The organism is Streptomyces antioxidans (assembly GCF_000968685.2).
Lineage (GTDB): Bacteria > Actinomycetota > Actinomycetes > Streptomycetales > Streptomycetaceae > Streptomyces > Streptomyces antioxidans.
The window spans coordinates 191,851-217,047 of sequence record NZ_LAKD02000001.1 but is presented as its reverse complement, the minus strand read 5'-3'; the positions used below and the strand labels follow the sequence as shown (position 1 = coordinate 217,047).

The window sequence follows — 25,197 nt, the reverse complement described above, 5'->3', positions numbered from 1 at the left end:
CGTTTTGACTGTCCTGCGGACCGGCGGCGGCTCAGTCGCCCGCTGGCACCAAGCCCAGCTCGACCGCCCGCACCCCGGCTTGGAACCGGGAACTGGCCCCCAGGCCGCGCATGATCTCGGCGACATGGCGCCGGTAGGTGCGCAGTGACACCTCGACCTCCCGGGCCGCCACATCGTCGGTGTATCCCTGACAGAGCCGCTCGAGAATGCGCCGGACGGACTCGGTCCGTAACCACTTGCTGATCCACTCGTGCTCGGCCAGCGGTACGGCGCTCCCCCAAGCGCCCGCGAACAGCAGGCCCAGCGTCCGGACCAGCGCGGGGTCCTCGATGACGGAGACGACCTCCTCGCCACGGCTCTCCACCCGGGAGCGGACCATGGCGGCCCTGCCGTCCACGATCAGGGTGTCCGCTAGCGCCTCGGCCACCCGCACCTGCACCTGTGCCTCACCACGCTCGACAGCGGAGCGCACGGCGGACTCGCGCAGCGACTCGGAGGTGCACAGCAGACGGGCCGGTACGCGCTTGCGGCCGCTCGTGAAAAGCCGCTCCATGGCCGCGCCGACGGTCTTCGCGCGCTCTCCCCCGTCCGGCAGCGCCACGCTGACACTGCGCTTCGCCTGACCGATCAGTACGTCCACGGCATTGGCGACGGCGGCCTCGTCGCGCTCCAGTGTGATGACGGAGTTCCGGGCGGTACGGCGGTGCAGACTCATCGTCGACTCGATCAGCTCGCGGGCCTTGAGCAGGGCCGCTTCCACACTGTCGGCCGATCTCCCGGAATCGGATGTCTTCGCTGGACCTGTCATGCCTACTCCCCGAACGAAACGCACAGCGTGACCCACGGGATGCCGAGCGACCAGGAGTGCCCCAGCGTTCGTTGACCCTTAAAGTTATTACCGACGAACAGGGCCGAACCGGAAGGGAATCGCCTGAACATCCGAGCAGATTCCGCGAGGCGGAAGAGCTGCGGAGCGCTATACACGTTAACAAGCACTTCGCGGCCGAGGTTAGTTTGGGCGGCACACTCACGTCAACGCATCCAAGAAGATAAGGAGTGGACAAAGGCGTCTCCTTATCCGGAATACCAGCCCCCACTACCCGACCCGGTGCCCCCTTTGTCAGGAACTTCCCCGTCCCACGTGATACTTCCCCCTCTCCTCCCATCCGTCTACCACCCTGCGCACCGGTCACGCTACTTTCAGCCATCACTCTGTCCTCTTGCTGCCACCCTCCGCGCGATATCGGAGCGCCGTCGGCGAAAGTCCCCCGGCGGCCCGAATTCCACAGCTTCCGCCGGATGCGGAATGCGAGATACGGAATCTGTACTACCGTTCATGTGCGGCCTTTTATCCACCGCCATTCAGCGTCCACCAGTGCGTCGCCCCGACCGCGTCCGCGGCCTCGGCCAGCAGGTCGGGGGAAACCGGCCGGTCCACGCCCAGCACGACGATCGCGCCGCCGCCCGGTGCGGTGCGGGCCAGCCGCATCGAGGTGATGCGCACCCCGCCCCGGCCGAGCGCCGCACCGAGCCTGCCGAGCGCGCCCGCGGCGTCCCGGCAGCGGAGGAAGAGCGTCTCCCCGACGAGCGGGAAGTCCAGCGGCCGGCCACAGATCTCCACCAGCCTGACGGTGCCCCCGGGCTCCATCAGGTCCCCGGTCACCGAGACGTCCTCGCCACCGGGGAGGGCGGTGCGGACCGCCACCGAGGATCCGCCCCCGGGCTCGGGGGCGGCGGTGGCCACGGCCGTCACACCGCGCTCTTCGGCCAGCGCGGGCGCGTTCACATAGGAGAGCCGGGTGGGGCCCGCACCGGTCAGCGTGCCCTTCAGGGCCGCGAGTTCGAGCGCCGCGAGTACCGGCGCCGCCGCCTCGTGCCGGGCGAGACCGCCGCCCGCCACGATCTCCAGCCGGGTCGGCAGCCCTCCGGCGGCGGCGGTGACCAGCGCCGCCAGCCGCTCCGTCAGCGGCAGCCAGGGCAACAGCGCGCGGGGGACCTCCCCGGCCCGCACATTGACCGCCTCCGGCACCACCTCACCGCCGAGCACGCGCCGCACGGACGTCGCCGCCGACACTCCGGCCCGCTCTTCGGCCTCCGGGGTGTGCCCCGCCAGCTCCGAAGTGACCACCACGGTCTCCAGTTCGGCCAACGGGGAGTCGGCGGGGGCCTCGATCCCCGCCGCCGCGACCCGGCCCTCCTTGAGCGCCGCGTACAGCTCGGTCTGGTCCACCGTGCCGCCACCGGTGACGTCCACCAGGCGCACCCCCGGCCTGACCCGGTGCAGCGCCTCGAACCCCAGCAGCCCGCGGTGGACCGCGGTCCCGGGGAGGTGGACCGAGACCAAGTCGGCGCGGACCAGGAGCTCGTCCAGCGTGACCAGCGTCACGCCCTCCGCCTCGGCGTGGCCGGCGGCCGCCGCCGGGTCGTAGGCGATGACCTCCATGGCGAACGCGCGCATCCGCCGGGCCACCGCCGACCCGACCGGCCCCAGGCCGACCAGACCCAGCACCTTGTCCGCCAGCTCCATCCCCGCGGGCCGGGCGCCCGGCGGGTGCCCGACCGGGGGTGACGCGTCGGCGCGCGGGATGCCACGCGCCACGGCCAGCAGCAGCCCGACGGCCAGCTCGGCCGCGCTCACGGCGTGCGCGGTGGGCGCGTTGACCACCATGACCCCGGCGGCGGTGGCGGCGGACACATCCACGGCGCCCACCCCCGCCCCGGCCGTGGCGATCACCTCGAGCCGGGGCGCGGCGGCCAGGGCCTCGGCGTCGATCCGCGTGGCGCCGCGGACGAGCACCGCGTCGGCGTCGGCCAACTCCCGCAGCAGGGCGTCCCGTCCGGCACCGGAGCGGTCGCGCACCTCCACATCCGGTCCGAGGGCGGCCACCGCGGTGGGCGACAGCTCCTCGGCGATCAGTACGACGGGCCGCCGGGCCGCGGCGGCGGCGCCCCGGGCCCCCGCTTCGCCGCCGGGCACGGGCCCGGTCATCCGGCACCGACCAGTTGGGAGGCGGAATCGGTACGGGGGTCCGGGAGCTGTTCACCGACGGGCTCCCCGTAGTGCTCGGCCACCCACTCCGGGTCGTACACCGAATCGAGATAGCGGTCACCCTGGTCGGGGGCGATGGCCACCGAGACCAGCGATCCGCCGCCCGGCCGCTCGGCCAGCCAGCGCCGCGCGCCGCTGACCACGGTGCCGGTCGAACCGCCGAAGAGGAAACCGCGCCGCGCCATGGCCCGGCAGGTCTCGATGGTCTCCGGCTCCTCCACCATCACCACGTCGTCGATCGCCTCGCGATCCAGCAGCACCGGCCGGACCCCGGCCCCGAGGCCCGGGATCAGCCGGCGCGACGGCGGTCCGCCGAAGGTGACCGATCCGACCGAGTCCACGGCCACCACGGTCACCGAGGGCCGGTGCTCCCGGAACCAGCGGGCGCAACCCATCAGGGTGCCCGTCGTGCCGGCGCCGATGAACACCACGTCCAGTTCGGGGAACTGCTCGGCGATGGCCGGGGCGGTGCTGCGGTAGTGGGCCAGCCAGTTGTGCCGGTTCTCATACTGGTTGAGCCAGACATACCGCGGGTCGTGGGCGCACAGCCGCCGCACATAGTCCAGGCGGGCGCCGAGCAGCCCCCGGGTCTTGTCCGGGCGGCTGATGGTGAGCACCTGGGCGCCGAGGGCCTGCATCTGGCGACGGCTGGCCGGGTTGCAGCGCGAGTCCGTGACACACAGGAAGCCGTAACCGCGGCTGGCGGCGATCACGCTGAGCGCGATTCCGAGGTTGCCGGAGGAGGACTCCACCAGGACCGACCCCGGGGCCAGCAGCCCCTCGCGTTCGGCGGCGAGCACCATCTCACGAGCCGCCTTCAGCTTCACGGATCCCGCGAAGTTGAAGCTCTCGCATTTGAGATACAGAGGAACGTCGACCACCGCGCGGAGATCCACATAGAGATCTTCCATGTTGATTTCGTGCGGGGCTGAGATTACGGGCACTTCATCACCGTTATTCGTCTGGGGCGCAGCCGCCCGGCCGGTTACGAGCCCGATCGCCCGTAGCGGCTGAGTTCGTGGAAGAAACCGTCCACCACCGACAGCGCTCCCTCGGCGCGCAGCTGATCGTGGATGTAGCGGCCGAGCGCGATGTCGAGTACGCCCAGGCCGAACGGGGAGAACACCAGCGGACGGTCGTCGGGCAGCTCGACCCGGCCCTCCAGCACGTCGTAGAGCGTCCCGGCGATGAAGTCGCGGTTGCCGGTGAGCTGTTCGGCCAGGTGCGGGGAGGTGTCCGCCTTCAGGCAGTGCTCCACGTCGTCCACCACGTTGGTGGCGGCCAGCAGGATCTCGGGCGCCAGATCGCGGAGCGAGACGTTGAGCACCAGCGGGTTGTGGGCGAACCAGGCGGGGTCGTGGATGTGCGGGGTGCCCGCGACGGTGGCGAGGATGACCAGGTCACTGGCCTCGATCAGCTCCTGCGCGCTGGAGTGCACCACGGCCGGATCGGCGTCCGCGTCGAGGCCGCCGAGATATCCGGCGAAGCCCCGGGCGTGCTCCTCGGACAGGTCGAAGATGCCGACCTCGTCGAAGTTCCAGCCGGTCCGCACCAAATAGGTGTGGATATAGCGGGCGATCAGCCCGGTGCCGATGAAGCCGACCCGGCGCGGCCGCTCGCCCCGGCTGAGCTTGTCGGCGGCGAGCGCCGCCGAGGCCGCGGTGCGTGAGGCGGAGATGATGGACGACTCCAGACAGGCGAACGGATAGCCGGTGTCGTGGTCGTTGAGGATCAGCACGGCCGAGGCGCGGGGAATGCCCGCGGCCACGTTCTCCGGGAAGCTGGAGATCCACTTCAGGCCGTCGGTGGCCCGTTCACCGCCGACCGACGCGGGCAGTGCGATGATCCGCGAGCTGGGCCGGTCGGGGAAGCGCAGGAAGTACGACGGCGGGTTGACGGTCTGCTCAGCGCCGTGCAGCCGGTAGACCTCCTCCACGAGTTTCAGGACCTGCTTCTCGTTGCCCGAGAGCACGTGGTCCACCTGCGCGCCGGGGATGACGGCGAAGGGTGGCACGCCAGGTTGCCGGGACATGTGGGACTCCATCCTTGACTGTGGCCGACGGGGTGCCGACCTCGCTCGTTGAAGGGCTGAAAGGGGCGGGCGGATCAGGCCGGGTCGGGCACCCGCACCGGGTCGCCGAGGACGACGACGACCTCACGCTCCCCCTCGTAGGGTTCGCGGCTGTGTGCCATCCGCAGGTTGTCCACGACCATCAGGTCCCCGGCCTGCCAGGGTTCCCGGAGCGTGTGCTTCTCGTACACCGCGTTGATGGCCAGCACCGTGGCCTCGTCGATGGTGCCGCCGTCTCCGTAACGGCTGTTGAACGGCAGTCCGTCCGGGCCGAATTCGAAGGTCAGGTACTCGCGGATCACCGGGTCGAGGGTCCACTCGTTGAGGAAGGCGATCTGGTTGAACCAGCCGAGGCGGCCGTTCACCGGATGGCGCAGCACCGCGGCGGAGCGCTGCCGGGTGCGCAGATCGCCGCCGGGCAGCCACTCGGTCTCGATGCCCCAGCGGTGGCAGTAGGCGTCGACGGCCCCGCGGTCACCGGCGCCGAAGGACTCCGCACGCCCGATCCCCACGGTGTCGGTGTAGTTGCGGTCCAGCCGCCAGCCGGTCTGCTGGAACCGGGCCACCAGCGCCGGGTCCAGCGCCTCAAGCACCGTCTGGGAGTCGGCCACCCCGGTCACCCCGCCGGAGGCCGGCGGGGTCAGGCACGCGAAGAGCAGGGTCCCCGGCACCTCACGGCGGTAGCTCAGCTCGTGGTGCATGCACATCGGCTGGTCGGGCGGCCACTCCGAGGAGGAGTAGACGCCGTCGGCGCGGAGGTGGCGGGTGGCGAAGCCCTCCCGCTCGACCATCACCTCCTCCAGGAGCTCCTGACCCACCCGTCCCACCGTCGGCGCGTCGGCGAGGCCGAGGCCGCGCACCAGCACCGCGCCGTGTTCGGCGACGGCGGCGCGCAGCTCGCCGCGGTGGGCGGCGGCCCAGGCGGCCGGGTCGGCGGGCGGGGGCCCGTCGACCCGGAGCACCGCGGGTCGGTCGGCGAGGACCTCCACCGACGGCGCGTCCGATGCCGCGTTCGATGTCATGTCCGGCGTCACAGCCATGGTCGGGATGTCCTCACGTGTCGTTGCGTGCGTCGATCAGTTCGGCCAACTCGGCGAGCACGGGGCGCTGGTGGATGTCGCGCAGCGTGAAGCCGCGCTCCATCCGGACCACCAGCCGCACCGCCGACAGCGAGGTGCCACCCCGGTCGAAGAAGTTCTCGTTCCGGCCGATCTCGCCGGCGGGCAGCCGCAGCACCTCGGCCCACGCCCGTGCCAGCCGGCGTTCGGTGGCGGTGCGCGGGGCCTCCTGGACGACATCGCCGGCGGGGGCGTCGAGTTCGGCGGCCACGGCGCGCAGCGCCTTCTTGTCGATCTTCCCGTTACCGGTCAGGGGCAGCGCCTGAAGGCCCTCGATCCGGCGGGGCACCATATAGCCGGGCAGCACCTCGTGGAGCCGTTCGCGCAGTCCCTCGGAGGACTCCGCGGAACCGGCCTGGAAACCGACCAGTTGTTTCCCGGCGTCCGGGGTCTCCACGACGACCACCGCCGCGTCCCTGACCCCGTCCAGTTTCAGCAGCTGGTTCTCGATCTCGCCGATCTCGATCCGGAACCCCCGGATCTTGACCTGTGCGTCCCGCCGGCCAAGGAACTCCAGCTTGCCCTCCGGGAGCCAGCGGCCGAAGTCGCCGGAGCGGTAGAGCCGGTCGCCGGGGCGGTGCGGATCGGTGGAGAACGCCTGGGCGGTGCGCTCGGGGTCGTTGATGTAGCCGCGCCCCACGCAGACCCCGGAGAAGACGATCTCGCCGGGGGCGCCCAGCGGCACCGGCTGGAGGTTCTCGTCCACCACGTAGATGCTGACGTTGCCGACCGGCGGACCCAGCGGCACCGAGTCCCGCTCGGGAACGCCCGTCATCACCTCGTGGTTGGTGTCGTCGCTGGTCTCGGTGAGCCCGTAGGCGTTCATCAGCGCGATGCCCGGGAAGCGGGCGAACCAGCGGACGGTCAGCTCCTTCTTCAGCGCCTCGCCGGTGACCGACACACAGCGCAGCGCGGGCAGTTCACGCGGCTGGGACTCCAGCCGGGAGAGCACCACCTCGAGATAGGAGGGCACGGCCTGGAGCACCGCCACCTCACCGCGCTCGATGGTGTCGAGGTAGCGGTCGACGTCGAGCACCGCCTCCTGCTCCACGATGAGCGTGCGGCCGCCCACCACCAGCGCCGCCACCAGCTGCCACAGCGAGATGTCGAAGGACTGCGGTGCGGTCTGCGCCACCACCTGCCCCGCGCCGATCGACTGGTCGTCGATCTTGGCGTAGAGGTGGTTGACGAACCCGGCGTGCTCGCACATCGCGCCCTTGGGCTCCCCCGTGGAGCCCGAGGTGAAGTACAGATACGCCAGCCGGTCGGGGCCGATGGTGAGCCCCGGGTCGGTGTCCGGGCGTCCCTCCGCCCAGGCGTCCTCGACCGTCAGCAGCTCCAGGCCCTCGGGCGCGGCCTGCTGGAGGTGTCCGGGGCCGCCGGGCTCGGTGAGGACCAGACGGCAGTCGGCCCGGACCAGGGTGCGGGCCATCCGGTCGGCGGGGGCCTGGGGTTCGACGGGCAGATACGCGGCCCCCGCCTTGAACACGCCGATGACCGCGGCCATCCAGTGCAGATTCCGCTCGGTGACGACGGCGACGACGGCCTCGGGGGCCAGCTCGCGGGCGAGCAGCGCGTGGGCGATCCGGTTGGCGCGGGCGTTGAGCTCCGCGTAGGTCCAGCTGGTACCGGCGTGGGTGGCGGCGATCTCACCGGGGCGGGTGGCCACCTGCTCCTCGAACAGTTCGTGGAACCGCCGGTCCGGCAGCGGGCGCCGGGGCCCCGACATTCCGGTGAGCTGCTGACGCAGCTCCTCGTCGGAGAGCAGGGTGCGGGCCCGGCAGGGCGCGTCGGGCTCGGCCACCAGCCGGGCCAGCGCCGTCAGGTGGTAGCCCGCGATCCGCTCGGCCGCCTCGGCGTTCAGCACATCGACGCGATGGCGCAGCCGGAGGGTGAGGGTGGCGGGGTCGAAGGACACTGTCAGCACGACGGGGGACCCCTCGGGCGGGGTGTGGTCGCCGCCGAGGTCCAGGACCGTCTCATAGGCCGTGTCGTACGCGGGGTCCTGGGCGGACGGGGGCGCGTCGACGGCGCGCAGCACCTCGCGCCACGACTTGGCGCCGAGCTCGACCCGGCGGCCGACCGGGCCGGCGGCGCCGTCCGCGGCGTAACCGGCGATGAGTTCGGGTTCTCCGCTGAGCGCCGAGAGCACCACGGCGTGCGCGGCGAGCGCGACGGCCTGCCAGCCGGTGCCGGTGCGGCGGGCCACCGTCCGGGCGGCGGCCACCAGCCGGGCGGGCAGCGGCCGGGAGAGCTCGGCGGTGCGCGGCTCGGTCTCGAAGGACCAGCGGGGCACGGTGCGCTGGGGTTCGGCGTTCATCGCGCGGCCCCTTCCGGCCGGGCCCCGACGGCCGACTCCGGGGAGCGGCCCTCCGGCGAGTGGCCTTCCGGGGAGCGGTCGAACGGGGCGTCCGACCGGCCGTCCCAGGCGGTGCCGCGCACCGACGCGACGAAGGCGGAGACCCGCTCGGCGCCCCAGAACCCCTCCCGGCCGTGGACGAAGTACGGCACCCCGAAGGCGTCGTCGTGGTACGCGGCCGCCAGGCACTCCACGCCCTTGGCGCGCAGCCGGTCGTCGTCCACCGAGTCGGCGATCCCCGGGTCGAGGCCCAGCTCGTCGGCGATCAGGGCGATGGTGCCGCGGTCGGCGAGGTCCAGGCCGCGGTGCCAGCGCGCCCGGTAGGCGGCGGCCACGAACTCCCGTCCCCGGCCCGCCTCATCGGCGGCGAGATACGCCAGGTGGGAGACCTCCCAGTGCGGCGCCCGGTCCACCGGCCAGGTCACCTGCCAGCCGCGGGCGTGCGCCCAGCGGCGGGCGTCGCGCAGGATGTAGAAGTTCTTGGCCCGCGACATCGGCACCACCGGCAGCGTCACGCCCCGGTCGGCCAGCAGCTTCTCCGACAGCGCGTCCGGCTCCCAGTACGGGATCCACTCGATCGCGTCGAGGACGTCGGGATAGCGCTCGCTCAGGTCACGGTAGGCGAACCACGCATACGGGCTGCGCAGCGAGAAATACCATCGGGGATTCTTCTTCTTACGGCTCACAGCACGATTCCCCCGTCGATCTGGAAAACGGATCCGGTGATGTAGCCGGCGCGGCTCCCGGCCAGGAAGCCCACCAGCTCGGCGACCTCCTCCGGGGTGCCCATGCGGCCCAGGGCCACGGTGGCGAGCGCCGCGTCGCGCGCCTTCTCGCTCACGGCCGCGACCATGTCGGTGTCGATGAACCCGGGCGCGACGACGTTGACGCGCACGCCGTAGCGGCCGATCTCCTTGGCCAGGGAACGGGAGAAGCCGATGATCCCGGCCTTGGACGCCGCGTAGTTGGTCTGGGTGGCGTTGCCGTACACCCCGGCCACCGAGGAGATGTTGACGATGCTGCCGGAGCGGCGCTTCATCATGGAGAAGCCGACCGAGCGGCAGACGTGGAAGACGCCGTCGAGATTGGTGGCGACCACCGAGCCCCAGTCCTGGTCGCTCATCATCACCATCGCCTTGTCGCGGGTGATGCCCGCGGAGGTGACGGCGACCTCCACGGGGCCAAGCTCCTTCTCGGTGCGGGCCACCCAGGCGCGTACGGGTTCGGCCGCCGAGACGTCCACGCGCTCGGCGAGCACCCGGGCGCCCAGTGCCTCGGCCTCCTTGGCGAGGAGTTCGGCGGCCTCGGGGCGGGAGTGGTAGCAGAAGCTCACGTCGTGGCCGTCCTCGGCGAGCCGCAGCACCGTGGCCCGGCCGATACCGCGTGAGCCGCCGCTGACCAGTGCGACGGGACGGCCTTCGGGCCGATGCGGATCCTGTGTCATGCGGTCGCCTCCTTGAGGGCACCGGCCGGGCGGAAGGCCATCACCATGCGCGCCACGGACATCACCGGACGGGAGCCGCAGCGGCTCTCGCCCTCGAAGATCACCGAGTCATCGAGCGAGCGCGCGATGCGGACCCGGTGCTCGATCAGCTCCCCAGGCCGGACCGGGCCGTGGAACTCGGCGTCGGCGACGGAGCCGAAGAGCATCACCTGTCCCCGGCTCTCCGGGGAGGCCGCCGAGGCCAGCAGCCCCGCCGCCTGCCCCCAGGACTCGATCACCAGGGACGGGGGGTAGGCGAGCGCGGTCCCCGGCGTGAGCCCGGCGTACCAGGGCTCGTTGAGCGTGACGGCCTTGACCGCGGTGACCCGCTCCCCGGGCACCAGCTCCACCACCCGGTCCACGAGCAGCATCGGATAGCGGTGCGGCAGCAGATCGGCGACGGCCGGGGCCGGGGCAGCCGCCTCGGTCTGCTGCCCGGCGGGCCGGTAGCGCAGCCGTACGGAGGCGGCCACCCCGCGTGCGGTCGCGGCCGAGGCCGAGCAGCGCCAGCCGTCGCCCCGGCGCCGCCAGGTGAGGCGGATGTCGATGACGTCGCCCGGGTAGACCGCGCCGCTGAACCGTGCCGAGTCCACGGCCGCGAGCCCGACCAGCTCCGGCGCGGCGGACAGCGCGGCGCGGTGTGCGCATTCCACGACACAGACCCCGGGGAAGATCGGGAAGTCGGGGTAGTGCCCCGCGAAGACCGGCTCCGCGGCGTCGACCGCGACCCGGGCCTCGGCGCTCCCGTCGAGGAGCGGGCTGGTGACGGTCACCCCCGCCGCCACCGGGCTCACCCCGCTCGCGGCGGCACCGCCGCCCTCCGGCACGGCCGCGTCCAGCCCGTCCACCGGCCCGCTCACGGCGCCACCAGCCGCAGCACCGCGCAGGCCAGCGAGCCGTCCCGGTCGGCCGATGTGACGACGGCCAGACGGCCCGCCGCCTCGTCCGACAGCGCGGCCGTGGCCAGCAGGAAGGCGATCTGGAAGGTGGACGAGGCCGCCGAGACATCGCCGAGCCTGCCCACCCCGGGCACCCGCTCCACCGTCTCCGTGCCGAACAGCGCGGTCAGCGCCTGCCGTTCCCGCTCGCCGAGACGGCCGGGCGCGTCGCTGGGGCTGGCCGCCCACACATCGCCGGGCCGGGCGCCCGCGGCCTCCAGGGCCGAGGCGACGCACGCCTCCAGCACCGGCCGCGTCCGGTCCCCGGTGGCGACGCGCGTCCGGACCGCAAGGACCTCGGCGAGCGCCGGACGGGCCGGGCTGAGCGTGTCCGGCCGCTGGAGCAGCAGCACCGCCGCGCCCTCGCCCAGCGCCATCTCCGCGTCGTCCCCGGCCTCGGCGGCCCGGCTGTGGCGCTCGAGCCAGTAGCGGGCCCGGGAGAACTCCTCGGCCGCGGTGCACAGCACCGAGCCCGCGCGTCCCGAGGACAGCAGCCGGGTGGAGTAGTGGAGCGCGGCGAGCCCGGCGGTGCGGCCCTGGGCCAGCGTGGTGTTGGGCCCCCGGATGCCGTACCAGATGGAGCACTGTCCGGCCGCGCAGTTCATCACCGCGTTGGGCATCACGGCCGGGTCGACGTCGAACGGCGCCTCGCCCCGCAGCGAGGTGCGGGTGAAGTCCATCATGGACTCGGCGCTGCCGGTCGTGGTGCCGAGCACCAGCGCGGCCCGCTCCCCGGTCTCCCGTTCCCGGTCGGCCTCCGGCTGGTCCAGCAGCCCGCCGACCACGCTGACCGCGAGACCGGTCACCCGGTCCATCGAGCGGGTGCCCTTCTTGCCGAGCACCTGGCGGGTCTCGAAGCCGGGCACCAGATGGGCCGGGACCTCGGGCACGCCCCAGCGGGCGCCGTCCACCGGGGCGACGGTGGACCGGCCCGAGCTGAGCCCGTCCACGAGCGCCTGGGCGCCCAGGCCGTACGGGGAGACCGCCGACCACGCCGAGATCACCGGCCGGGTGGCGGCGGGGGCAGCCGTGGCGCTCATGTCCGGGCCCCCTTCGGGCTGCTGAGGGCCTCGATGGTCGCCTCGTCGAGGGTGGCCATGGACCACTGGTTGGGGGCGTGCTCGGTGAGGTAGCCGTGGGTGATGGTGCCGGTGGCGGTGTGCACCAGCGCACCGCCGCGGATCACGTAGCAGTCCATCCGGGCCGTGTAGAGCAGGCTCTTGAAGATGTCCTCGATGGTGTAGACGGTGTAGAGCTCCTCCTCCATCACCGTCTCGTCGAGCAGCCGGATCCGGGACTGGGTGACGACGGGAATCCACCCGCGGCCGTCCAGCACCTCCTTGATGGCCAGGCCCCGGTCGGCGAGGAAGAGGTCTTCGGCCTCCTCCATCACCCGCAGGAATCCGGACATCTGCACCCGCTCGTTGAAGTGGCAGTAGAAGTACGGCATCCGCCAGCGCCAGCCGAACGCGTTGTCCTCGCCCACCAGTTGGGCCAGGACCGGGTCCGAGGTGCCGGTGACGCCGCGGCCCTCGGTGAAGCCGCCGTACGGGCGCGGGGTCACGGCCAGTTCGCGGCGGTCGCCGGTGCCCAGCCGCTCGACGGCGAACCGGGCGAGCCCGGCGGGGTACTCCTCGGACGCCGTGATGTGGCCGTCGATCCGCAGGAGCACCCGAACCGTGGAGCCGGCGCACTTGACCCGCTGGCCGTCGCGCAGCACGAAGAGCCCCACCTGGAAGGTGAGTTCACCGGCGTCGGCCTTGGTGGCGGGGGTCACCTCCGCCTCCACCTCGTCGTCCACCGCGAGCAGCGCGCCGAGCCGCGAGCGCAGCTCGACGATCTCCAGGCCGAGGCCGTACCGCCGGTAGAGCTCGCCCACGGGGAGCCCGGCCAGCCGGAAGTGGTTCAGCACGGCCGCCTCGGCGACGTAGTTGATGTGCTTGAAGCCGATCGCGTAGCTGATGTTGTTGCCTTCGAACACCGGGCGCAGCCGCACGGTGGTAGCAGCGTCCAGCAGGGCCGACACGGCCGGGTCTGGCACCGGTCCCATCGCAGTCTCCTTCGTTCAGGGGTCGTTTCCGTCGCCGGATTCAGGTGCTGGCCACCGGGGTGAGGTCACAGCGGTCGAGGAAGTCGTGCAGGACGCCGGTGAACCACTCGGGCCGCTCCAGCATCGGGAAGTGGCCTGCGCCGGACAGAACGCGCAGCCGGCCGCGGGGCAGTTCGGCGGCGAGCGTGCGGGCCTGGTCGACATCGGCGGTGGCGTCCTGGTCTCCGCCGATCACCAGGCACGGGGTGTCGATCGCGGCCACGCGGATCAGCGGAGTGCCGAGGTAGGCCTCCAGGAAGCGCAGCCAGCCGTACGGGCCGACCCATTCGCACAGCCGCCGGGCGATGTCGCCCCGCAGCTCCGGCGCGATCGGGCGGTCGCCGGACTGCAGCCGGATGCCCTCCGACATGGTCGTGGGAAAGCTCTCCAGCAGGGGCGCCATCATGCCCCACGCGAAGTCGTCCGCCGTGCGCCGGTAGAACGGGTTCACCAGCACCACACCGGGCACCTCCAGCGGGTTCCCGGCCAGCGCCCGGCGGCCGAGCAGTTCGAGCAGCAGTACCGAGGTGAAGGAGTGCGCCACCACCAGGTCCGCGCCGCCGCCAGGAACGGCCGCCAGGACGTCCTCGACCAGCCGGGCCGAGTCCCGCTCATGGCGCCATTCCGCGATCCCCGCTCCGGTCCAGGGCAGATCGGGGGCGTGGACCTCCACATCGGGACGCCAATGGGCGGCCAGCCCGGCCCAGATGCCGCTGCTGTTGCCCAGTCCGTGCAGCAGGACGATCCGTTTCACACCGCACGCTCCGGCGGTGTCCACACCGTGCCGCTCGCTTCCCCGTCGGCTCCGCCGAGCAGCGCGTAGACCGGTTCGGTACGGCCGGAGTCGGCCCAGGCGACGGCGGTCGCGCACTGCAGCAGCCCCAGCGCGCCCGAGCATTCGCCCCAGCCGGAGAGGTCGGCCGACTCGGCACCGGGCGGGACGGCGGACGGGCCCGCGCCGAGCCACAGCCCCGCGGCCGCGTCCCGGGCCGGTCCGGAAGCGGCGTCGGCCAGTCTGGCGGCGCAGTCGGGCAGCTTCTCGGTGCGCAGCGACGGGCCGAGCAGCAGCCGGGGCCCGGCGGCGCCCACCGCGTCGGTCCGGCCGACCACCACGGCCGCCCCGCCGTCGACCATCCGCGCGCCGGTGAGCCGCCGGGTGATGTCGTTGTCCGGCTCCACACCGGCCACCACCATGTGGTCGGCCCGGCCCGAACGCAGCGTCAGCCGCGCCCAGCGCAGCGCGTCCAGGCCCGAGGTGACGCCGTTGCACACGGTGAGGTTCGGCCCGCGCAGCCCGAAGCGGATCGCGATCTCGGAGGCGATGATGTTGCTGGACGCGTTGGGCGTGTCCATCGGGCTGAGGGCGCCGGTGTTCTCCTCGGCGATGGTCGCCACCGCCCGGCAGACCGTATCGGCGTTGCCCAGGTTGGAGCTGACGACCACCCCCACCCGGTCGCCGGGGACGAGCAGCCCCCGCGGGCCGAGGAGGCCCGCGTCGGTCAGCGCGGCCTTGGCCATGCACAGCCCCAGCTGAGTGGCGCGGTCCTTGAAACGCAGCCCCTTCTTGCCGATGAGGGCGGCCGGATCCACCGGGGCCGCACCCGCCACCGGGCCGTGCGGCAGCCCGCCGGGCTCGTTCAGCCCCGGCAGGACGACCCCGACGCCCGTGACCGCCACCTCGGTCACCGCCGCCGTCATGCCGCACCCGCCACGATCGCGACGGCGTTGACGCCGCCGAAGCCGAAGCCGTTGACCTGCGCCACCCGGACCGGTGTGGTGAGCGGACGGTCGCTGACCAGCCGCAGCCCCTCACCCTCGGGCAGCGGGTCGGTGAGGTTGGCGATCGGCGGTACCCGGCCGCTCTCGACCGAACGGAGCGCCACGATCAGGCTCATCAGCCCGGCGGAGCCGGAGGTGTGCCCGGTCAGCGCCTTGATCCCGGTGAAGGCGGGGCGGGCGCCGTCGAACACCTCGGCCACCACCTCCGCCTCGGTACGGTCGTTGAGCGGCGTTCCGGTGGCGTGCAGCACCACCAGATCGATGTCCTCGGGGCGGCTGCCCGCCGCCGCCTGGGCCTGCTCGATGGAGGCCCGCACCCCGTCCGCGTCGGGCGCGGTCTGGTGGTAGGCGTCGCAGTTCACCGCGACCGAGCGCAGCCAGCCGCGGACCGGGCGCCCGGCCGCCGGCTCGCGGCGCAGCACGATCGCCGCGGCGCCCTCACCGAGGATGGTCCCCTGCCGTTCGCGGTCGAAGGGGCGCACCAGCGCGGGCGGGTCGAACTGCACCCGGTCGGCGAGGCCGAACATGGACTCGGTCACCGTGTCGCATCCGGCCACGATCACCGTGTCGGTCTCGCCCTGCTCCAGCATGTCCCAGCCGAGCGCCAGCGCGTAGAGCGAGGCGGAGCAGGCGCCGGCGAAGGTGTGGGCGTCGTACGCGCCGAAGCGGCGGCGCAGCGCGGGCCCGAAGTCGAGGCCGTCCGCGGTGAAGGGGGCGCCGTCGCGCCACCACAGCTCCAGTGAGCGCAGCTCCCGCAGTCCGGTGCCGACCAGCACCGGTATCCCGCCGAGGTCGTCGGGGAGCCCGGCGTCCGCCACGGCCTGGCGCACCGCCTCCACCAGGAAGCGGGTGGCGCGGCCGGGTTCGTCGCCGTCACCGGTGCGGTCGTCGATCTCGAAGAGCTGCCGGGCGGTGAACCGCTCCGCGTCGAAGCCGCGCAGCGGCCCGAGGCCGCTGCGCCCCTCGCACAGGGAGGTGAAGATCTCGTCGGGGTCGTCCCCGATGCTGGTGACCGCGCCGATACCGGTGATCGGAAAGCTCATGACACGCTCCGCGATCCCGTCGGCGCCGCGCCCGACTCTTCCGTTCCGCTTCCCTCGTCCCCGTCGTACCTGCCGAGGATGACGATGGCGTTGTTGCCGCCGAAGGCGAGTCCGTTGTTCTGGACGACCCGCAGATCGGCGTCGACGGCGTGGTTGGGCACGCAGTCGATCTCGCATTCGGGGTCGGTCACCGTGTGGTTGATGGTCGGCGGGATGAAGCCGTGGGTGATGGCGAGTCCGCAGGCGATCGCCCCCAGGGCGCTGGCGGCCCCCATGGTGTGCCCCAGCATGGACTTCAGGGAGATGGTGCGCGGTGTCGCGTCCGCGAAGACCTGGCGGATCGACCGGGACTCGGTGATGTCATTGGCCTTGGTGCCGGTGCCGTGGGCCGAGATCAGGTCGACCTCCTCCGGTTTGACCCCGGCGTTCTCCAGGGCGAGCGCCATGCACGCGGCGACGCTGTCCCCGTTGGGCGCCACCTGGTGGTAGGCGTCGCAGTTGAGGCCGTAGCCCAGCACCTCGGCGTAGATGCGGGCGTCGCGCGCCAGCGCCGACTCCAGGCTCTCCAGCACCAGGATGCCCGCGCCCTCGCCGGTGAGGATGCCCTTGCGGTTCACGTCGAAGGGCTGGCAGTGCTCGGGGGCGATGGTGCCCAGGCGGTAGAAGCCGGTGAAGGTCTTGCGGCACATCGCGTCCGCGCCGCCGCACAGGGCGTACTCGACCTCTCCGGAGCTCACCGCGTCGAAGCCGTAACCGATCGAGTAGTTGCCCGCGGAGCAGGCGGTCGCGATCGTCAGCGCCTCGACGTCGGTGAGCTGGAGCTCCTGTGCGATGGCGGTGGACAGCCGGGCGGCCGGCACCCGGCGCACCGTCTGCCGGTCCATCCGCTCGGGGCCGTCGGCGAGTTCGGTCGCCACCAGCTGGTCGAGTTCGAAGGACTCACCGTCCGTGGTGCCCACGGAGACCAGTCCCCGCCGGTCGCCCAGCCACGCGGGGTCGAGTCCCGCGTCCTGTACGGCCATCCGGGCCGCCGCCACGGCGAACCGGCTGGCCCGGCCGAGCTCCTGGACGGGGGTACTGGTGATCCACTGCTCGGGGTCGAACCCCCTGACCTCACACCCGTTGCCGTGTGCGAAGCCCTCGACGTCGAACACCGAGATGGGGCTGACCCCGCTGCGCCCCTCCCGCAGACTCCGGGTGAACTCGGCGGCGCCGATCCCGATACTGGAAATGACGCCGAAACCGGTGAGCACCACACGGCGTTTCACCGCGTCGGCACCGGGACGTGATTCGGACATGGTGACTTCCCTTTTGACTCGGCGGCCACTGGCCGGTTACCGGCTCGGGGCCTCCGCCACCACCTGGTAGACCTTTTCCAGGTTCACCATTTCGCTCAGCTCGGACTGCTCAATGGTGATCTTGAACTCCTTCTCCAGGGAGGCGAGGATCTCGATGGCCCGGAGCGAGTCGGCGCCGTGGTCTTCGATGAAGAGGCTGCTGTCGGTCACCTCGTCCTCTTCCAGCTCGAGAATGTCGCAGACGATCTCTTTGATGGTCGCCTGGAGCTCCGCAGTGATCGTGGCCATGTTCGGTCTTCTCCTCATCCACGGTTTCGTTGACGCGTTGCGGTGTGGTGCGTGGTGGTGCGGGAGCGGTCGGTCCGTGCCTCAGGACCCGTTGGCCGCCATGGCCTCGGCGAGGCTGCGCGGCCGCATGTCGGTCCAGTGCTCGTTGATGTAGTCGAGGCATTGCTGCCGCGGCGCGAGACCGTGAACGGACTTCCAGCCGGCCGGTATCTCGGCGAAGGCGGGCCACAGGGAATGCTGCCCCTCGTCGTTCACCAGGACGTAGTAGTCGGCCCCGTCGTCCTCGAATGGATTAGCCATCAGCTTCCCTTCCAGGGGTGCTCGCCCATTTCGGACTGACCATAGGCAGCCGTGTTTCCGGGCCACAAGCTTCTTCGGCGAGGAGCGACGGAAGAGGCGTGAGAGATTGCAATGAGGAGAATTTGATAAAGCGTTGCCAACGCACGGCCCGCTCCTTCCGCCCTCAGCGGGAGCGCGAGAAAAGGGATGTTCGGCGCAGCAAGGACCCCGCGGCGGACGTCATGACGTCACCCAGCCCGACCGCGCTACCACGCACCGTGACCGCGGGCCATCAAGAAATTCTCGGCCGCGGGCGCCGACCGGGAACCGGGGCGGCTACCGTGACCGGGTCAACTGCCGTCCACCGCCGAGGAGTCGCCGGTGTCCCGGGCACTGATCCATCCGCTTCCCCGACCAGCCGCCAGCCGGACCCTGCTGTGCCTGAGCTTCTGCGGCGGCGGTACGGCCTCCTTCCGGCCCTGGGCCGAGGCCCTTCCGCCGGACGTGGAACTGGTCCTGTACTGCTACCCCGGCCGCGAGGGCCGATACATCGAGCCGTTCGCGGCCGACTGGAGCGCGCTGGTCGAGGACGCGCTGACCGCCGTCCGGTCGGTCGCCGCGAGGCGTCCGTACGTCCTGCTGGGGCACAGCATGGGCGCCTGGGTCGGCTTCGACCTCACGTGCCGGCTCGAAGCGGGCGCCGGCACCCCGCCGCGGGGCCTGGTGGTCTCCGGTGCCGACTCCCCCACCCGCTGGGTCGAGCGGGCGCGCCGGAGCCGGAGCGCGGCCGGCCCCGACGAGCGGCCCCTGAGCGAGATGACCGACGAGCAGCTTCTGACCTGGATGAGCACGGTGGGCCAGCTGGCCCCCGAGGTGCTGGCGGAGCCCGAACTGTGCGCCATGGCGCTGGAGGTGTTCCGCGCCGATCTGCGGCTCTCCGACGGCTACCGCTACCGCGAGGGCGTCACGGTGCGCACACCGCTGCAGGTGCTGTACGGCACGGACGACGACCTGGCCGCCCCGGCCGACAGCTGGCGCCCCCTGGCCGCCGGGAGGTTCCGGGCCAACGAGCTGCCGGGCGGGCACTTCTACACCCCCGGGGTGTGGGCCCGGCTGCCCGAGTCGGTGGCCGGGCTGGCCCCGTCCCCCGCGCGGTAGCGGCCCGGCCGGTCACCCGCCCCGTTCCGGCGCGGGTCAGTCCGCCGGTCGGAGGGCCCGGCCGCGGATCGCGCGCAGCATCGAGGTCCGGGTCAGTCCGCTCCCGGCGCGGATGGCCAGCCAGTACGGGCGGAAGCGGCGCCGGGTGCGGTCGTCGGTGGCGTACACCCGGGTCTCCGTGCTGAGCACCCCGTCGCGGAAGCGGACGTTCATCACCATCTTCAGCAGCCCCGGGTCCGCGCACTCCCGGACCAGCTCCAACGCGCTGCCCTCGGGCCGCGGCCGGTCCTCCAGCGTGTCCACCCCCACGAACACCACCTCGCCGCCACCGGCGTCCAGCGTCTCCCCCATCCCGCCGAGGAAGTCCCGCACGATCCGCCGGTCCTTGCCCACATCGGCCCGGGTCAGCGCCACCAGCGCCCGGGCGATCGGCGCCTCTCCCCAGGTGGTCTCCCACACCGCCCGCATCACCGCCTCGGGCGGCGCCTCGACACACACCTGGTGGGCCTCCCGGAAATGCCAGTGCGGCAGTATCCGGTGCAATTCGGCCGACTCCTCGTGGCTCCGCGCGCCCATCGGTCATCTCCCTGGCGTAGGGGTACGGATTTTCCGCCAGTCCACCCATGGACGGCTCCAGTTGTCCACGCCATATCGAATTCCGCCAACCGCGCCGCCGCCCGGCCGTGGAGGGGCGCCGGCGGCGGCGTCCGGCCGTGTCCGGCGGCTACTCTGCGCCCATGGGTGGCAAGAGCGGGCGCGGGTTATGGCGGGACGGGCTCAAGGGGGCGTGCCGGGTCGCCGCCGGGGGCGCGGTGCTGGCCGGGCTGGCGGCCGGGCCCCGGGCCGGATGGGCGGCGGCCGCGTCCATGGTGGTGGCCGTCGGGACCACGCTGGTGACGGTCGGCTGGTGGCCGAGGACGCGGCGGCGGCTCAGCGCGGCGGCCGGTGTGGTGGCCGTGGTCTCCGTGCTGGGCACGCTGCTGACCGGGGACGCGGGTGACGAGTCGCCGATCGGCCTGCTGATGCTCGTGGAGTTCGCCGCGGTGATGGCGCTGGTGTTCGTCGTGGCCCGGTTCGCGCCCGCGCCGCAAGGGGCCCCGCTGGTGGTGCTGCTGTCGGTCTCCGGCTCGACGGTGATCCTGCGGGTGGGGACGTACGACACGTTGCTCGAGGCGTGCGGCCAGTGCGCGTTCATGGGGTTCGGGGCCGTCGCCGCGGCCGTGGTCGGGGGGTACCTCCGCGCGCTGGACTTACGGCGGCTGCACTCGGTGCGGGACGCGCGCCGCAGTCAGCGGCTCGAACTGGCCCGGGATCTGCATGACTTCGTGGCCCATGACATCTCGGGCATCGTGGTGCTCGCCCAGGCCGCACAGCTGGTGGCGACCGACCAGCCGGAACGGTTCATGCCACTGCTGCAGCAGATCGAGGCGGCCGGTCAGCAGGCGCTCGGCTCCATGGACCGTACGGTGCGGATGCTGAGCAACAGCGCCGCCGCCGACGGCGATGAGCCGGAGGACCGGCCGCGCGCGTTCGGGCTGGAGGACATCACCCATGTGGTGGAGCGGTTCCGCTCCTCGGGGCGGGCCGATGTGGGGCTCGAACTGGAGCTGACCGCCGAGGCGATCGCCCGCGTCCCGCGCGAAGTGGCCAGCACCGCCCACCGGATGGTGGTGGAGGCGCTCACCAACGTCCGCCGCCACGCCCGTACGGCCGCCACCGTACGCGTCAGGGTGGCGCTGGAGCCGTCCGGCGACCGGGGGGACGGGGCGGGGAGCCCCGCGCTGGCCGTCAGCGTCGTCAACGGCGTGGAGGCGATCAGCTCGGGGTCCGGCGGCCTCCTCGGCGAGGACGGCCGCCGGGGCGGTCAGGGACTGCTGGGCCTGACCGAGCGGATCGAGGCGCTCGGCGGCACGTTCAGCGCGGGTCCGGACGCCCGGGGAGGCTGGCGGACGGCCGCCGTTCTGCCGCTCGGCGACGCCGGTAGTACGCGACGGTGACCACGGCGAGCAGCGGCCCCCAGGCCAGCAGCGGTGCGTAGCAGGCGGTCTGGAGCCAGTAGAACGGGCCGTACGGATCGCTGATCTCGGCCAGGTTCTCCGGGGCGTTCCAGGTGAAGGCGCCGACGATGGTGATGAAGGTGACGGCGAGCGAGCCGAGACCCGCAGGAATCACCGCGCACAGCACCGGAATCCGCTTGCCGCCCAGAAACGGGATCCAGCGCGGCACGACCTCGCCCCAGGGCCGCACCAGGCCGAGCGTGAGCAGCCCCAGCCCCTCGGCGAACAGGCTGAGCGCGATGACGTACACCGTCATCCAGCTCGGGAACTGGCTCTCGTGCAGATCCGAGGTCGTGGCGAAGCCGAGCGGCACGCCGAACCCCATCGCGCATCTCCACAGCCCGGTGGGCAGCAGGGTGAACGGCACGGCGTGCGCCGCCCAGCGGACCAGCCGCGACGGGCGTGGACCCGGCTCGGCCGCGCCGGTGGCGGGCTGCGGGGAAGCCAGGTCCTGGTCGGTGGTCATCGTCATGATGGTCTCCTCCGTCGGTCCGCTCCCAGCGTGACGGAACGGGACGGGCCGGCACATCCACCGAACGGCAGGTCCCCGGGGAGTCCGGTCGGGGCGGAATGTGCCGTTCGGCAGACCACGGCGGCGGTGCGCCGATGACGCCGTCCGGCGGAAATGGGACCCGACCGGAATGGCCCGTCGACGGAAATAGCACGCCCCTCCGCACCCGGCAATTCCAATTCGACGTTATCGATAGCCGGGCCCTTTGACCCACCATTCCACCTACCGTATATCCGGTGGACACGATGATGATCGACGTCTCGCATATTTCGAAGCGATTCGGGTCGATGACCGCGCTGGACGATATCAGCCTCACCGTGCCGCGCGGCTCCGTCCTGGGGCTGCTCGGACATAACGGTGCCGGCAAGACCACCCTGGTCTCCATCCTGAGCACCCTGAGCCGCCCCACCTCGGGACGGGCCAGGGTCGCCGGGCTCGATGTGGTCACCCGGGGCGAGCAGGTGCGCCGGCTCATCGGTCTCACCGGCCAGTACGCGGCGGTGGACGAGACGCTTCCGGGGCGCCACAACCTGATCCTCATCGCCCGGCTGCTGGGGGCCACCCGGGCGGAGGCGGCGGCGCGCGCCGATGAACTGCTCGCGCTGTTCGACCTGACCGACGCCGGGCACCGGAACGCCAAGAACTACTCCGGGGGCATGCGACGCCGCCTGGACCTGGCGGCCAGTCTGGTCGGACGGCCCGAGGTGATCTTCCTGGACGAGCCCACCACCGGGCTGGACCCGGCGGCCAGGCGCCAGCTGTGGGAGATCGTGGAACGCCTGGTGAAGGACGGCACCACGGTCCTGCTGACCACGCAGTACCTGGAGGAGGCCGACTACCTGGCCGACTCGATCACCGTCCTGGCGGCCGGCCGGATCATCGCCTCGGGCACCGCGGCCGAGCTCAAGGAGCGGGTCGGGCGGCGCAGCGTCTCCGTCACCCTGCGCCGGGCCGAGGACCGGGCCCGCACCGTCGAGGCGCTGCGCCGGGCGGCCCTGGCACCGTCCCACGAGGAGGACGGGCTGCTCCTCACCATCCCGGTGGCCGACTCCACGGATGTCGCGGTGGTGGTCCGGGCCGTCGACGAGGCCGGTACCGACATAGCGGGGCTCGCGTTCTCCGAACCGACCCTCGACGACGTCTACATGGCCCTGAACCACCCCACGACCACCGACTCCGAGGCAGGGACGTCCTCATGAGCATCGCCACCGAGCGCCCGAACCCACCGGAAGCCGACCCCGCCGCGGCGGCGGGCCCGCCGCGCGAGCGGCAGCGCTTCAGCGGCTCCGGTCCGCTCCGGCAGATCCAGGTGCTCTCCGGGCGGTCGCTGCGGGCGCTGCGCGAACCGGCCCTGGTGCTGCCGGGCGTCCTGGAACCGATCCTGATGCTGACCGTCTTCAGCCAGGTGTTCCGCAGCGTGTCACAGGCGCAGTCGTTCCCGGCGGGGGTCAGCTACATCGACTATCTGCTGCCCGCCTTCCTCATCACCAGCGCGGTCAGCGCGGGGCTGAAGTCCGGTGTGGCGCTCACCACCGAGCTGAACAACGGGATCATCTCCCGTTTCAAGTCCATGCCGATCCACACCGGCACCATCCTCATCGGCCGGAGCGTCGCCGACACCGTGCTGAACGCGGTGAACATGGTGGTGATGCTGGTCGCGGGCGCCCTGGTCTTCGGGTTCGACCCCGAGGGCGGGATCCTGGGCTCCCTCGGCGCGCTGCTGGTGGCCGTGGTGCTTGGCTGGTCGCTGGGCTGGGTGTTCATGGCGCTCTCTGCGTGGCTGCGCAAGCCGGAGGCGATGCAGCCGGTGGGCGGCATGGTCAACATGGTGCTGCTGTTCGCCTCGAACGCGTTCGTACCGACCGACGGTCTGCCGTCCTGGCTGCGGGCCTTCGCCGAGGTGAACCCGATGTCCCACGCCATCACCGCCGCCCGGAGCCTGGCGCTGGGCGAGCCGCGTCCCGGCACGGTACTGATGACCCTGGGGATCTGTACGGTGATGGTCGCCGTCATCGCCCCGCTGGCCATCCGCAACTTCCGCAAGGCGAGCTGAGCCCGCCCCCTGGGAATCCCCCGCCGCCGGAGCCCTGACGCCGGGCCCCCGCCGCCGGAGCCCCGAGCGCCGCCGCCGTCAGAGCCGGCCGCAGCGCTTGCAGCGGCCCCGGCGGCGCAGGTGGTAGGCGAAGGTGGCGGCGGCCAGCGCGGCCCCCCACAGCGGCCAGAACATCTCCGGGACCGTCGTGCCCCAGTCCTCGCTCTGGTTGTCGAACCTGCCCTGGATCTCCAGCCGGATGTACATCGTCCCGGCGATCGTGATCAGCAGCGCCACCAGCGAGGCCGGGATGATGGCCAACAGCGGCGGTACCCGCTTCCCGCGCAGCCCGAGCATCCAGCGCGGGAAGACCTCGCCCCAGCGCTGGGCCAGTCCGAGGGTGAGCAGGGCGCCGAGGGCGCCGAGCGTGGCGAGGCCCGCGCCCCAGTACCACAGGTGGTCCTCCTTGCCCTCCTCCCAGAGCTTGTCGGAGATGCCCAGCGGAATGCCCAGCGCCCAGGCCCAGCGGGTGCTGGCGTACAGAAACGGAATGATCACGGCGATCCGTACCGCCTTGCGGCCCCATCGGGCCGCCGCGGCCGGGCTGGTCCAGTCCGGACCGCCGTCCGTACGGCCACAGTTGCCGCAGGCGTTCCGCAGCCGGCGCTGGTAGGCGAGGGCGGTGGCGGCCATCAGCCCGGCGCTCATGGCGAGGAAGAACTGGTTGATGACCGTCCAGTTGATGGCGCTGAACTGCAGCATCACCGCGTAGGCGAGGTTTCCCAGCAGCCGGAAGTCGGCGAACGCCGCGAGCGTGACGGCGACGAAGCCCCAGGTGCAGCCCAGCAGCACGTTCCGCGGCACCCGGCGGCGGCCGGGGAGCGCCATCAGCAGCGCGACGGCCGAAGCGGGCAGCAGCAGGGCGGCGAGCACGGGCGCGAGGGTGGTCGCCGAGGTGTTCTCGAACGCCGAGTACTCGGGGTTGGCGTCCTCCGCGCCGAACGGGAAGCCGTCGCCACCGAGGGCCCAGTAGACGTTGGCCAGGCCGTAGAGGAACAGCGCGGTGGCCGCCGCATAGCCGACCCGGTCCGGCCAGCGGGAGCGGAAGCGGGAGCGGGAGCGGAAGCGGAAGCGGGCGGCGCGAGTGGCCCGCGGCCGCTCCCGCTCGCCGTTCGTCACCTGCGTCATGACTCATCCTTTCCACACCCGGACACCCGGCAAGGATCACCTTTCACGGAATCGCCCCACATCTGCCGATCGGGAGATTTCGGGAGCGGAAACGGCGGTGCTCCCGAGCAGGGGCTCGGGAGCACCGGGCGAGATGAGGCCGGTCTCAGCAGGTGACCAGGCCCTCGTAGCGGCTGGCGTAGACGACGCTCGCGCTGTGGCTGGCGGTCCCACCCGGTTCCAGGGTGAAACACGGGCTGAAGTAGTCGCGGTCGTAGTCGACCTTCACCTTCTGCGTGGTCGAGCAGTCGTTGGTGAGGTCGACGAAGATGCTGACCAGGTAGGTGACGTCGGCCTTGACGCAGCTCGGTGCGGCGGCCTCGGCGGCGGCCGGGGCGGCCTGGGCGGCGGCCTGGGTGGCGGCCACGAGGGCGAGCCCGCCCAGGGCGGCACCCGCGGCGGCGGCTAATCTCTTCAT

25 protein-coding genes are annotated in these 25,197 nt (G+C 72.3%); 4 read left to right on the top strand and 21 right to left on the bottom strand.

From position 1 onward, the window contains the following. Window positions 1–31: 31 nt before the first annotated feature. From VT50_RS00835 to VT50_RS00750, 17 genes are all read right to left on the bottom strand, one after another. Window positions 32–808: a helix-turn-helix transcriptional regulator gene (locus VT50_RS00835; protein ID WP_046084517.1), complete on the bottom strand. Its 777-nt coding sequence runs from the start codon at window positions 806–808 to the stop codon at window positions 32–34. A gap of 540 nt (window positions 809–1,348) precedes the next feature. Beyond that, on the bottom strand, window positions 1,349–2,977 hold the full coding sequence (locus tag VT50_RS00830) for an NAD(P)-dependent oxidoreductase (RefSeq protein WP_206269312.1): 1,629 nt from the start codon (window positions 2,975–2,977) through the stop codon (window positions 1,349–1,351). A gap of 8 nt (window positions 2,978–2,985) precedes the next feature. Next, complete coding sequence (gene sbnA, locus VT50_RS00825; RefSeq protein WP_046084515.1) at window positions 2,986–3,993, bottom strand: 2,3-diaminopropionate biosynthesis protein SbnA; 1,008 nt, start codon at window positions 3,991–3,993, stop codon at window positions 2,986–2,988. 41 nt (window positions 3,994–4,034) lie between these two features. Beyond that, window positions 4,035–5,081 carry a 2,3-diaminopropionate biosynthesis protein SbnB gene (gene sbnB / locus VT50_RS00820; protein ID WP_046084514.1) on the bottom strand — a complete coding sequence of 349 codons (1,047 nt, stop codon included), beginning with the start codon at window positions 5,079–5,081 and terminating at the stop codon, window positions 4,035–4,037. A 74-nt stretch (window positions 5,082–5,155) separates the two neighbouring features. After that, complete coding sequence (locus tag VT50_RS00815) at window positions 5,156–6,160, bottom strand: TauD/TfdA family dioxygenase (protein ID WP_240528984.1); 1,005 nt, start codon at window positions 6,158–6,160, stop codon at window positions 5,156–5,158. 13 nt (window positions 6,161–6,173) lie between these two features. After that, entirely contained in the window at window positions 6,174–8,558 is a 2,385-nt protein-coding gene (locus tag VT50_RS00810; protein ID WP_046084512.1) for a non-ribosomal peptide synthetase, read from the bottom strand. Next, a complete protein-coding gene (locus VT50_RS00805; RefSeq protein WP_046084511.1) occupies window positions 8,555–9,283 on the bottom strand; it encodes a 2-hydroxychromene-2-carboxylate isomerase in 729 nt (242 codons plus the stop codon). The genes VT50_RS00810 and VT50_RS00805 overlap by 4 nt, the downstream gene beginning before the upstream one ends. Next, on the bottom strand, window positions 9,280–10,041 hold the full coding sequence (gene fabG / locus VT50_RS00800; protein ID WP_046084510.1) for a 3-oxoacyl-ACP reductase FabG: 762 nt from the start codon (window positions 10,039–10,041) through the stop codon (window positions 9,280–9,282). The genes VT50_RS00805 and fabG overlap by 4 nt, the downstream gene beginning before the upstream one ends. Further along, window positions 10,038–10,940 (bottom strand): 3-hydroxyacyl-ACP dehydratase FabZ family protein, encoded by a 903-nt coding sequence (locus VT50_RS41135; RefSeq protein ID WP_338058300.1) that lies wholly within the window; start codon window positions 10,938–10,940, stop codon window positions 10,038–10,040. The genes fabG and VT50_RS41135 overlap by 4 nt, the downstream gene beginning before the upstream one ends. Continuing rightward, window positions 10,937–12,058 carry a beta-ketoacyl synthase N-terminal-like domain-containing protein gene (locus VT50_RS00785; RefSeq protein ID WP_046084509.1) on the bottom strand — a complete coding sequence of 374 codons (1,122 nt, stop codon included), beginning with the start codon at window positions 12,056–12,058 and terminating at the stop codon, window positions 10,937–10,939. Before VT50_RS00785 ends, VT50_RS41135 begins: the two co-directional genes overlap by 4 nt. After that, complete coding sequence (locus tag VT50_RS00780) at window positions 12,055–13,068, bottom strand: hypothetical protein (protein ID WP_046084508.1); 1,014 nt, start codon at window positions 13,066–13,068, stop codon at window positions 12,055–12,057. Before VT50_RS00780 ends, VT50_RS00785 begins: the two co-directional genes overlap by 4 nt. Before the next feature lie 40 nt (window positions 13,069–13,108). Next, on the bottom strand, window positions 13,109–13,861 hold the full coding sequence (locus VT50_RS00775; protein ID WP_107424699.1) for an alpha/beta fold hydrolase: 753 nt from the start codon (window positions 13,859–13,861) through the stop codon (window positions 13,109–13,111). Beyond that, window positions 13,858–14,805 (bottom strand): beta-ketoacyl synthase N-terminal-like domain-containing protein, encoded by a 948-nt coding sequence (locus VT50_RS00770; RefSeq protein WP_046084507.1) that lies wholly within the window; start codon window positions 14,803–14,805, stop codon window positions 13,858–13,860. Before VT50_RS00770 ends, VT50_RS00775 begins: the two co-directional genes overlap by 4 nt. Beyond that, a complete protein-coding gene (locus VT50_RS00765; protein WP_046084506.1) occupies window positions 14,802–15,929 on the bottom strand; it encodes a beta-ketoacyl synthase N-terminal-like domain-containing protein in 1,128 nt (375 codons plus the stop codon). The genes VT50_RS00770 and VT50_RS00765 overlap by 4 nt, the downstream gene beginning before the upstream one ends. Next, complete coding sequence (locus VT50_RS00760; RefSeq protein WP_046084505.1) at window positions 15,926–17,227, bottom strand: beta-ketoacyl-[acyl-carrier-protein] synthase family protein; 1,302 nt, start codon at window positions 17,225–17,227, stop codon at window positions 15,926–15,928. The genes VT50_RS00765 and VT50_RS00760 overlap by 4 nt, the downstream gene beginning before the upstream one ends. Window positions 17,228–17,263: 36 nt before the next feature. Then, window positions 17,264–17,515 (bottom strand): acyl carrier protein, encoded by a 252-nt coding sequence (locus tag VT50_RS00755; RefSeq protein ID WP_046084504.1) that lies wholly within the window; start codon window positions 17,513–17,515, stop codon window positions 17,264–17,266. Between the two features lie 81 nt (window positions 17,516–17,596). Continuing rightward, window positions 17,597–17,815, bottom strand: coding sequence for an MbtH family protein (locus VT50_RS00750; protein WP_046084503.1), 219 nt, complete (start codon window positions 17,813–17,815; stop codon window positions 17,597–17,599). Window positions 17,816–18,175: 360 nt separating this feature from the next. On the opposite strand from VT50_RS00750, the gene VT50_RS00745 reads away from it, so the two are divergent. Next, window positions 18,176–18,952 carry a thioesterase II family protein gene (locus VT50_RS00745; protein ID WP_046084502.1) on the top strand — a complete coding sequence of 259 codons (777 nt, stop codon included), beginning with the start codon at window positions 18,176–18,178 and terminating at the stop codon, window positions 18,950–18,952. Window positions 18,953–18,988: 36 nt separating this feature from the next. On the opposite strand, the gene VT50_RS00740 is transcribed toward VT50_RS00745, so the two are convergent. Next, a complete protein-coding gene (locus VT50_RS00740; RefSeq protein ID WP_240528983.1) occupies window positions 18,989–19,528 on the bottom strand; it encodes a hypothetical protein in 540 nt (179 codons plus the stop codon). 161 nt (window positions 19,529–19,689) lie between these two features. Here VT50_RS00740 and VT50_RS00735 point away from each other — a divergent pair, with 161 nt between their 5' ends. Next, window positions 19,690–20,949, top strand: coding sequence for a sensor histidine kinase (locus tag VT50_RS00735; protein ID WP_053048433.1), 1,260 nt, complete (start codon window positions 19,690–19,692; stop codon window positions 20,947–20,949). Here the strand turns inward: VT50_RS00735 and VT50_RS00730 are convergent. Further along, window positions 20,867–21,481 (bottom strand): hypothetical protein, encoded by a 615-nt coding sequence (locus tag VT50_RS00730; RefSeq protein WP_107424689.1) that lies wholly within the window; start codon window positions 21,479–21,481, stop codon window positions 20,867–20,869. The two genes, VT50_RS00735 and VT50_RS00730, sit on opposite strands and share 83 nt — an antisense overlap. A 275-nt stretch (window positions 21,482–21,756) precedes the next feature. On the opposite strand from VT50_RS00730, the gene VT50_RS00725 reads away from it, so the two are divergent. Together VT50_RS00725 and VT50_RS00720 are read left to right on the top strand one after the other, a co-directional pair. Continuing rightward, window positions 21,757–22,719, top strand: a complete 963-nt coding sequence (locus VT50_RS00725) for an ATP-binding cassette domain-containing protein (RefSeq protein WP_107424688.1) — start codon at window positions 21,757–21,759, stop codon at window positions 22,717–22,719. Beyond that, window positions 22,716–23,573, top strand: coding sequence for an ABC transporter permease (locus tag VT50_RS00720; protein WP_046084500.1), 858 nt, complete (start codon window positions 22,716–22,718; stop codon window positions 23,571–23,573). Before VT50_RS00725 ends, VT50_RS00720 begins: the two co-directional genes overlap by 4 nt. Window positions 23,574–23,651: 78 nt before the next feature. Here VT50_RS00720 and VT50_RS00715 read toward each other — a convergent pair whose 3' ends face one another. Together VT50_RS00715 and VT50_RS00710 are read right to left on the bottom strand one after the other, a co-directional pair. Further along, the gene (locus VT50_RS00715; protein ID WP_078840559.1) at window positions 23,652–24,740 is read right to left on the bottom strand and encodes a hypothetical protein; all 1,089 of its coding nucleotides are present in this window, start codon (window positions 24,738–24,740) and stop codon (window positions 23,652–23,654) included. Between the two features lie 145 nt (window positions 24,741–24,885). Beyond that, window positions 24,886–25,197 (bottom strand): hypothetical protein, encoded by a 312-nt coding sequence (locus tag VT50_RS00710; RefSeq protein ID WP_046084499.1) that lies wholly within the window; start codon window positions 25,195–25,197, stop codon window positions 24,886–24,888.

What these genes read in the sequence shown, in the direction of transcription:
- VT50_RS00835 (WP_046084517.1), bottom strand. Translation starts at nt 808, where the DNA reads ATGACAGGTCCAGCGAAGACATCCGATTCCGGGAGATCGGCCGACAGT.
- sbnB (WP_046084514.1), bottom strand. Translation starts at nt 5,081, where the DNA reads ATGTCCCGGCAACCTGGCGTGCCACCCTTCGCCGTCATCCCCGGCGCG.
- VT50_RS00815 (WP_240528984.1), bottom strand. Translation starts at nt 6,160, where the DNA reads ATGGCTGTGACGCCGGACATGACATCGAACGCGGCATCGGACGCGCCG.
- VT50_RS00810 (WP_046084512.1), bottom strand. Translation starts at nt 8,558, where the DNA reads ATGAACGCCGAACCCCAGCGCACCGTGCCCCGCTGGTCCTTCGAGACC.
- fabG (WP_046084510.1), bottom strand. Translation starts at nt 10,041, where the DNA reads ATGACACAGGATCCGCATCGGCCCGAAGGCCGTCCCGTCGCACTGGTC.
- VT50_RS00785 (WP_046084509.1), bottom strand. Translation starts at nt 12,058, where the DNA reads ATGAGCGCCACGGCTGCCCCCGCCGCCACCCGGCCGGTGATCTCGGCG.
- VT50_RS00780 (WP_046084508.1), bottom strand. Translation starts at nt 13,068, where the DNA reads ATGGGACCGGTGCCAGACCCGGCCGTGTCGGCCCTGCTGGACGCTGCT.
- VT50_RS00770 (WP_046084507.1), bottom strand. Translation starts at nt 14,805, where the DNA reads ATGACGGCGGCGGTGACCGAGGTGGCGGTCACGGGCGTCGGGGTCGTC.
- VT50_RS00765 (WP_046084506.1), bottom strand. Translation starts at nt 15,929, where the DNA reads ATGAGCTTTCCGATCACCGGTATCGGCGCGGTCACCAGCATCGGGGAC.
- VT50_RS00760 (WP_046084505.1), bottom strand. Translation starts at nt 17,227, where the DNA reads ATGTCCGAATCACGTCCCGGTGCCGACGCGGTGAAACGCCGTGTGGTG.
- VT50_RS00755 (WP_046084504.1), bottom strand. Translation starts at nt 17,515, where the DNA reads ATGGCCACGATCACTGCGGAGCTCCAGGCGACCATCAAAGAGATCGTC.
- VT50_RS00750 (WP_046084503.1), bottom strand. Translation starts at nt 17,815, where the DNA reads ATGGCTAATCCATTCGAGGACGACGGGGCCGACTACTACGTCCTGGTG.
- VT50_RS00740 (WP_240528983.1), bottom strand. Translation starts at nt 19,528, where the DNA reads ATGGGCGCGCGGAGCCACGAGGAGTCGGCCGAATTGCACCGGATACTG.
- VT50_RS00735 (WP_053048433.1), top strand. Translation starts at nt 19,690, where the DNA reads ATGGGTGGCAAGAGCGGGCGCGGGTTATGGCGGGACGGGCTCAAGGGG.
- VT50_RS00730 (WP_107424689.1), bottom strand. Translation starts at nt 21,481, where the DNA reads ATGACGATGACCACCGACCAGGACCTGGCTTCCCCGCAGCCCGCCACC.
- VT50_RS00720 (WP_046084500.1), top strand. Translation starts at nt 22,716, where the DNA reads ATGAGCATCGCCACCGAGCGCCCGAACCCACCGGAAGCCGACCCCGCC.
- VT50_RS00715 (WP_078840559.1), bottom strand. Translation starts at nt 24,740, where the DNA reads ATGACGCAGGTGACGAACGGCGAGCGGGAGCGGCCGCGGGCCACTCGC.
- VT50_RS00710 (WP_046084499.1), bottom strand. Translation starts at nt 25,197, where the DNA reads ATGAAGAGATTAGCCGCCGCCGCGGGTGCCGCCCTGGGCGGGCTCGCC.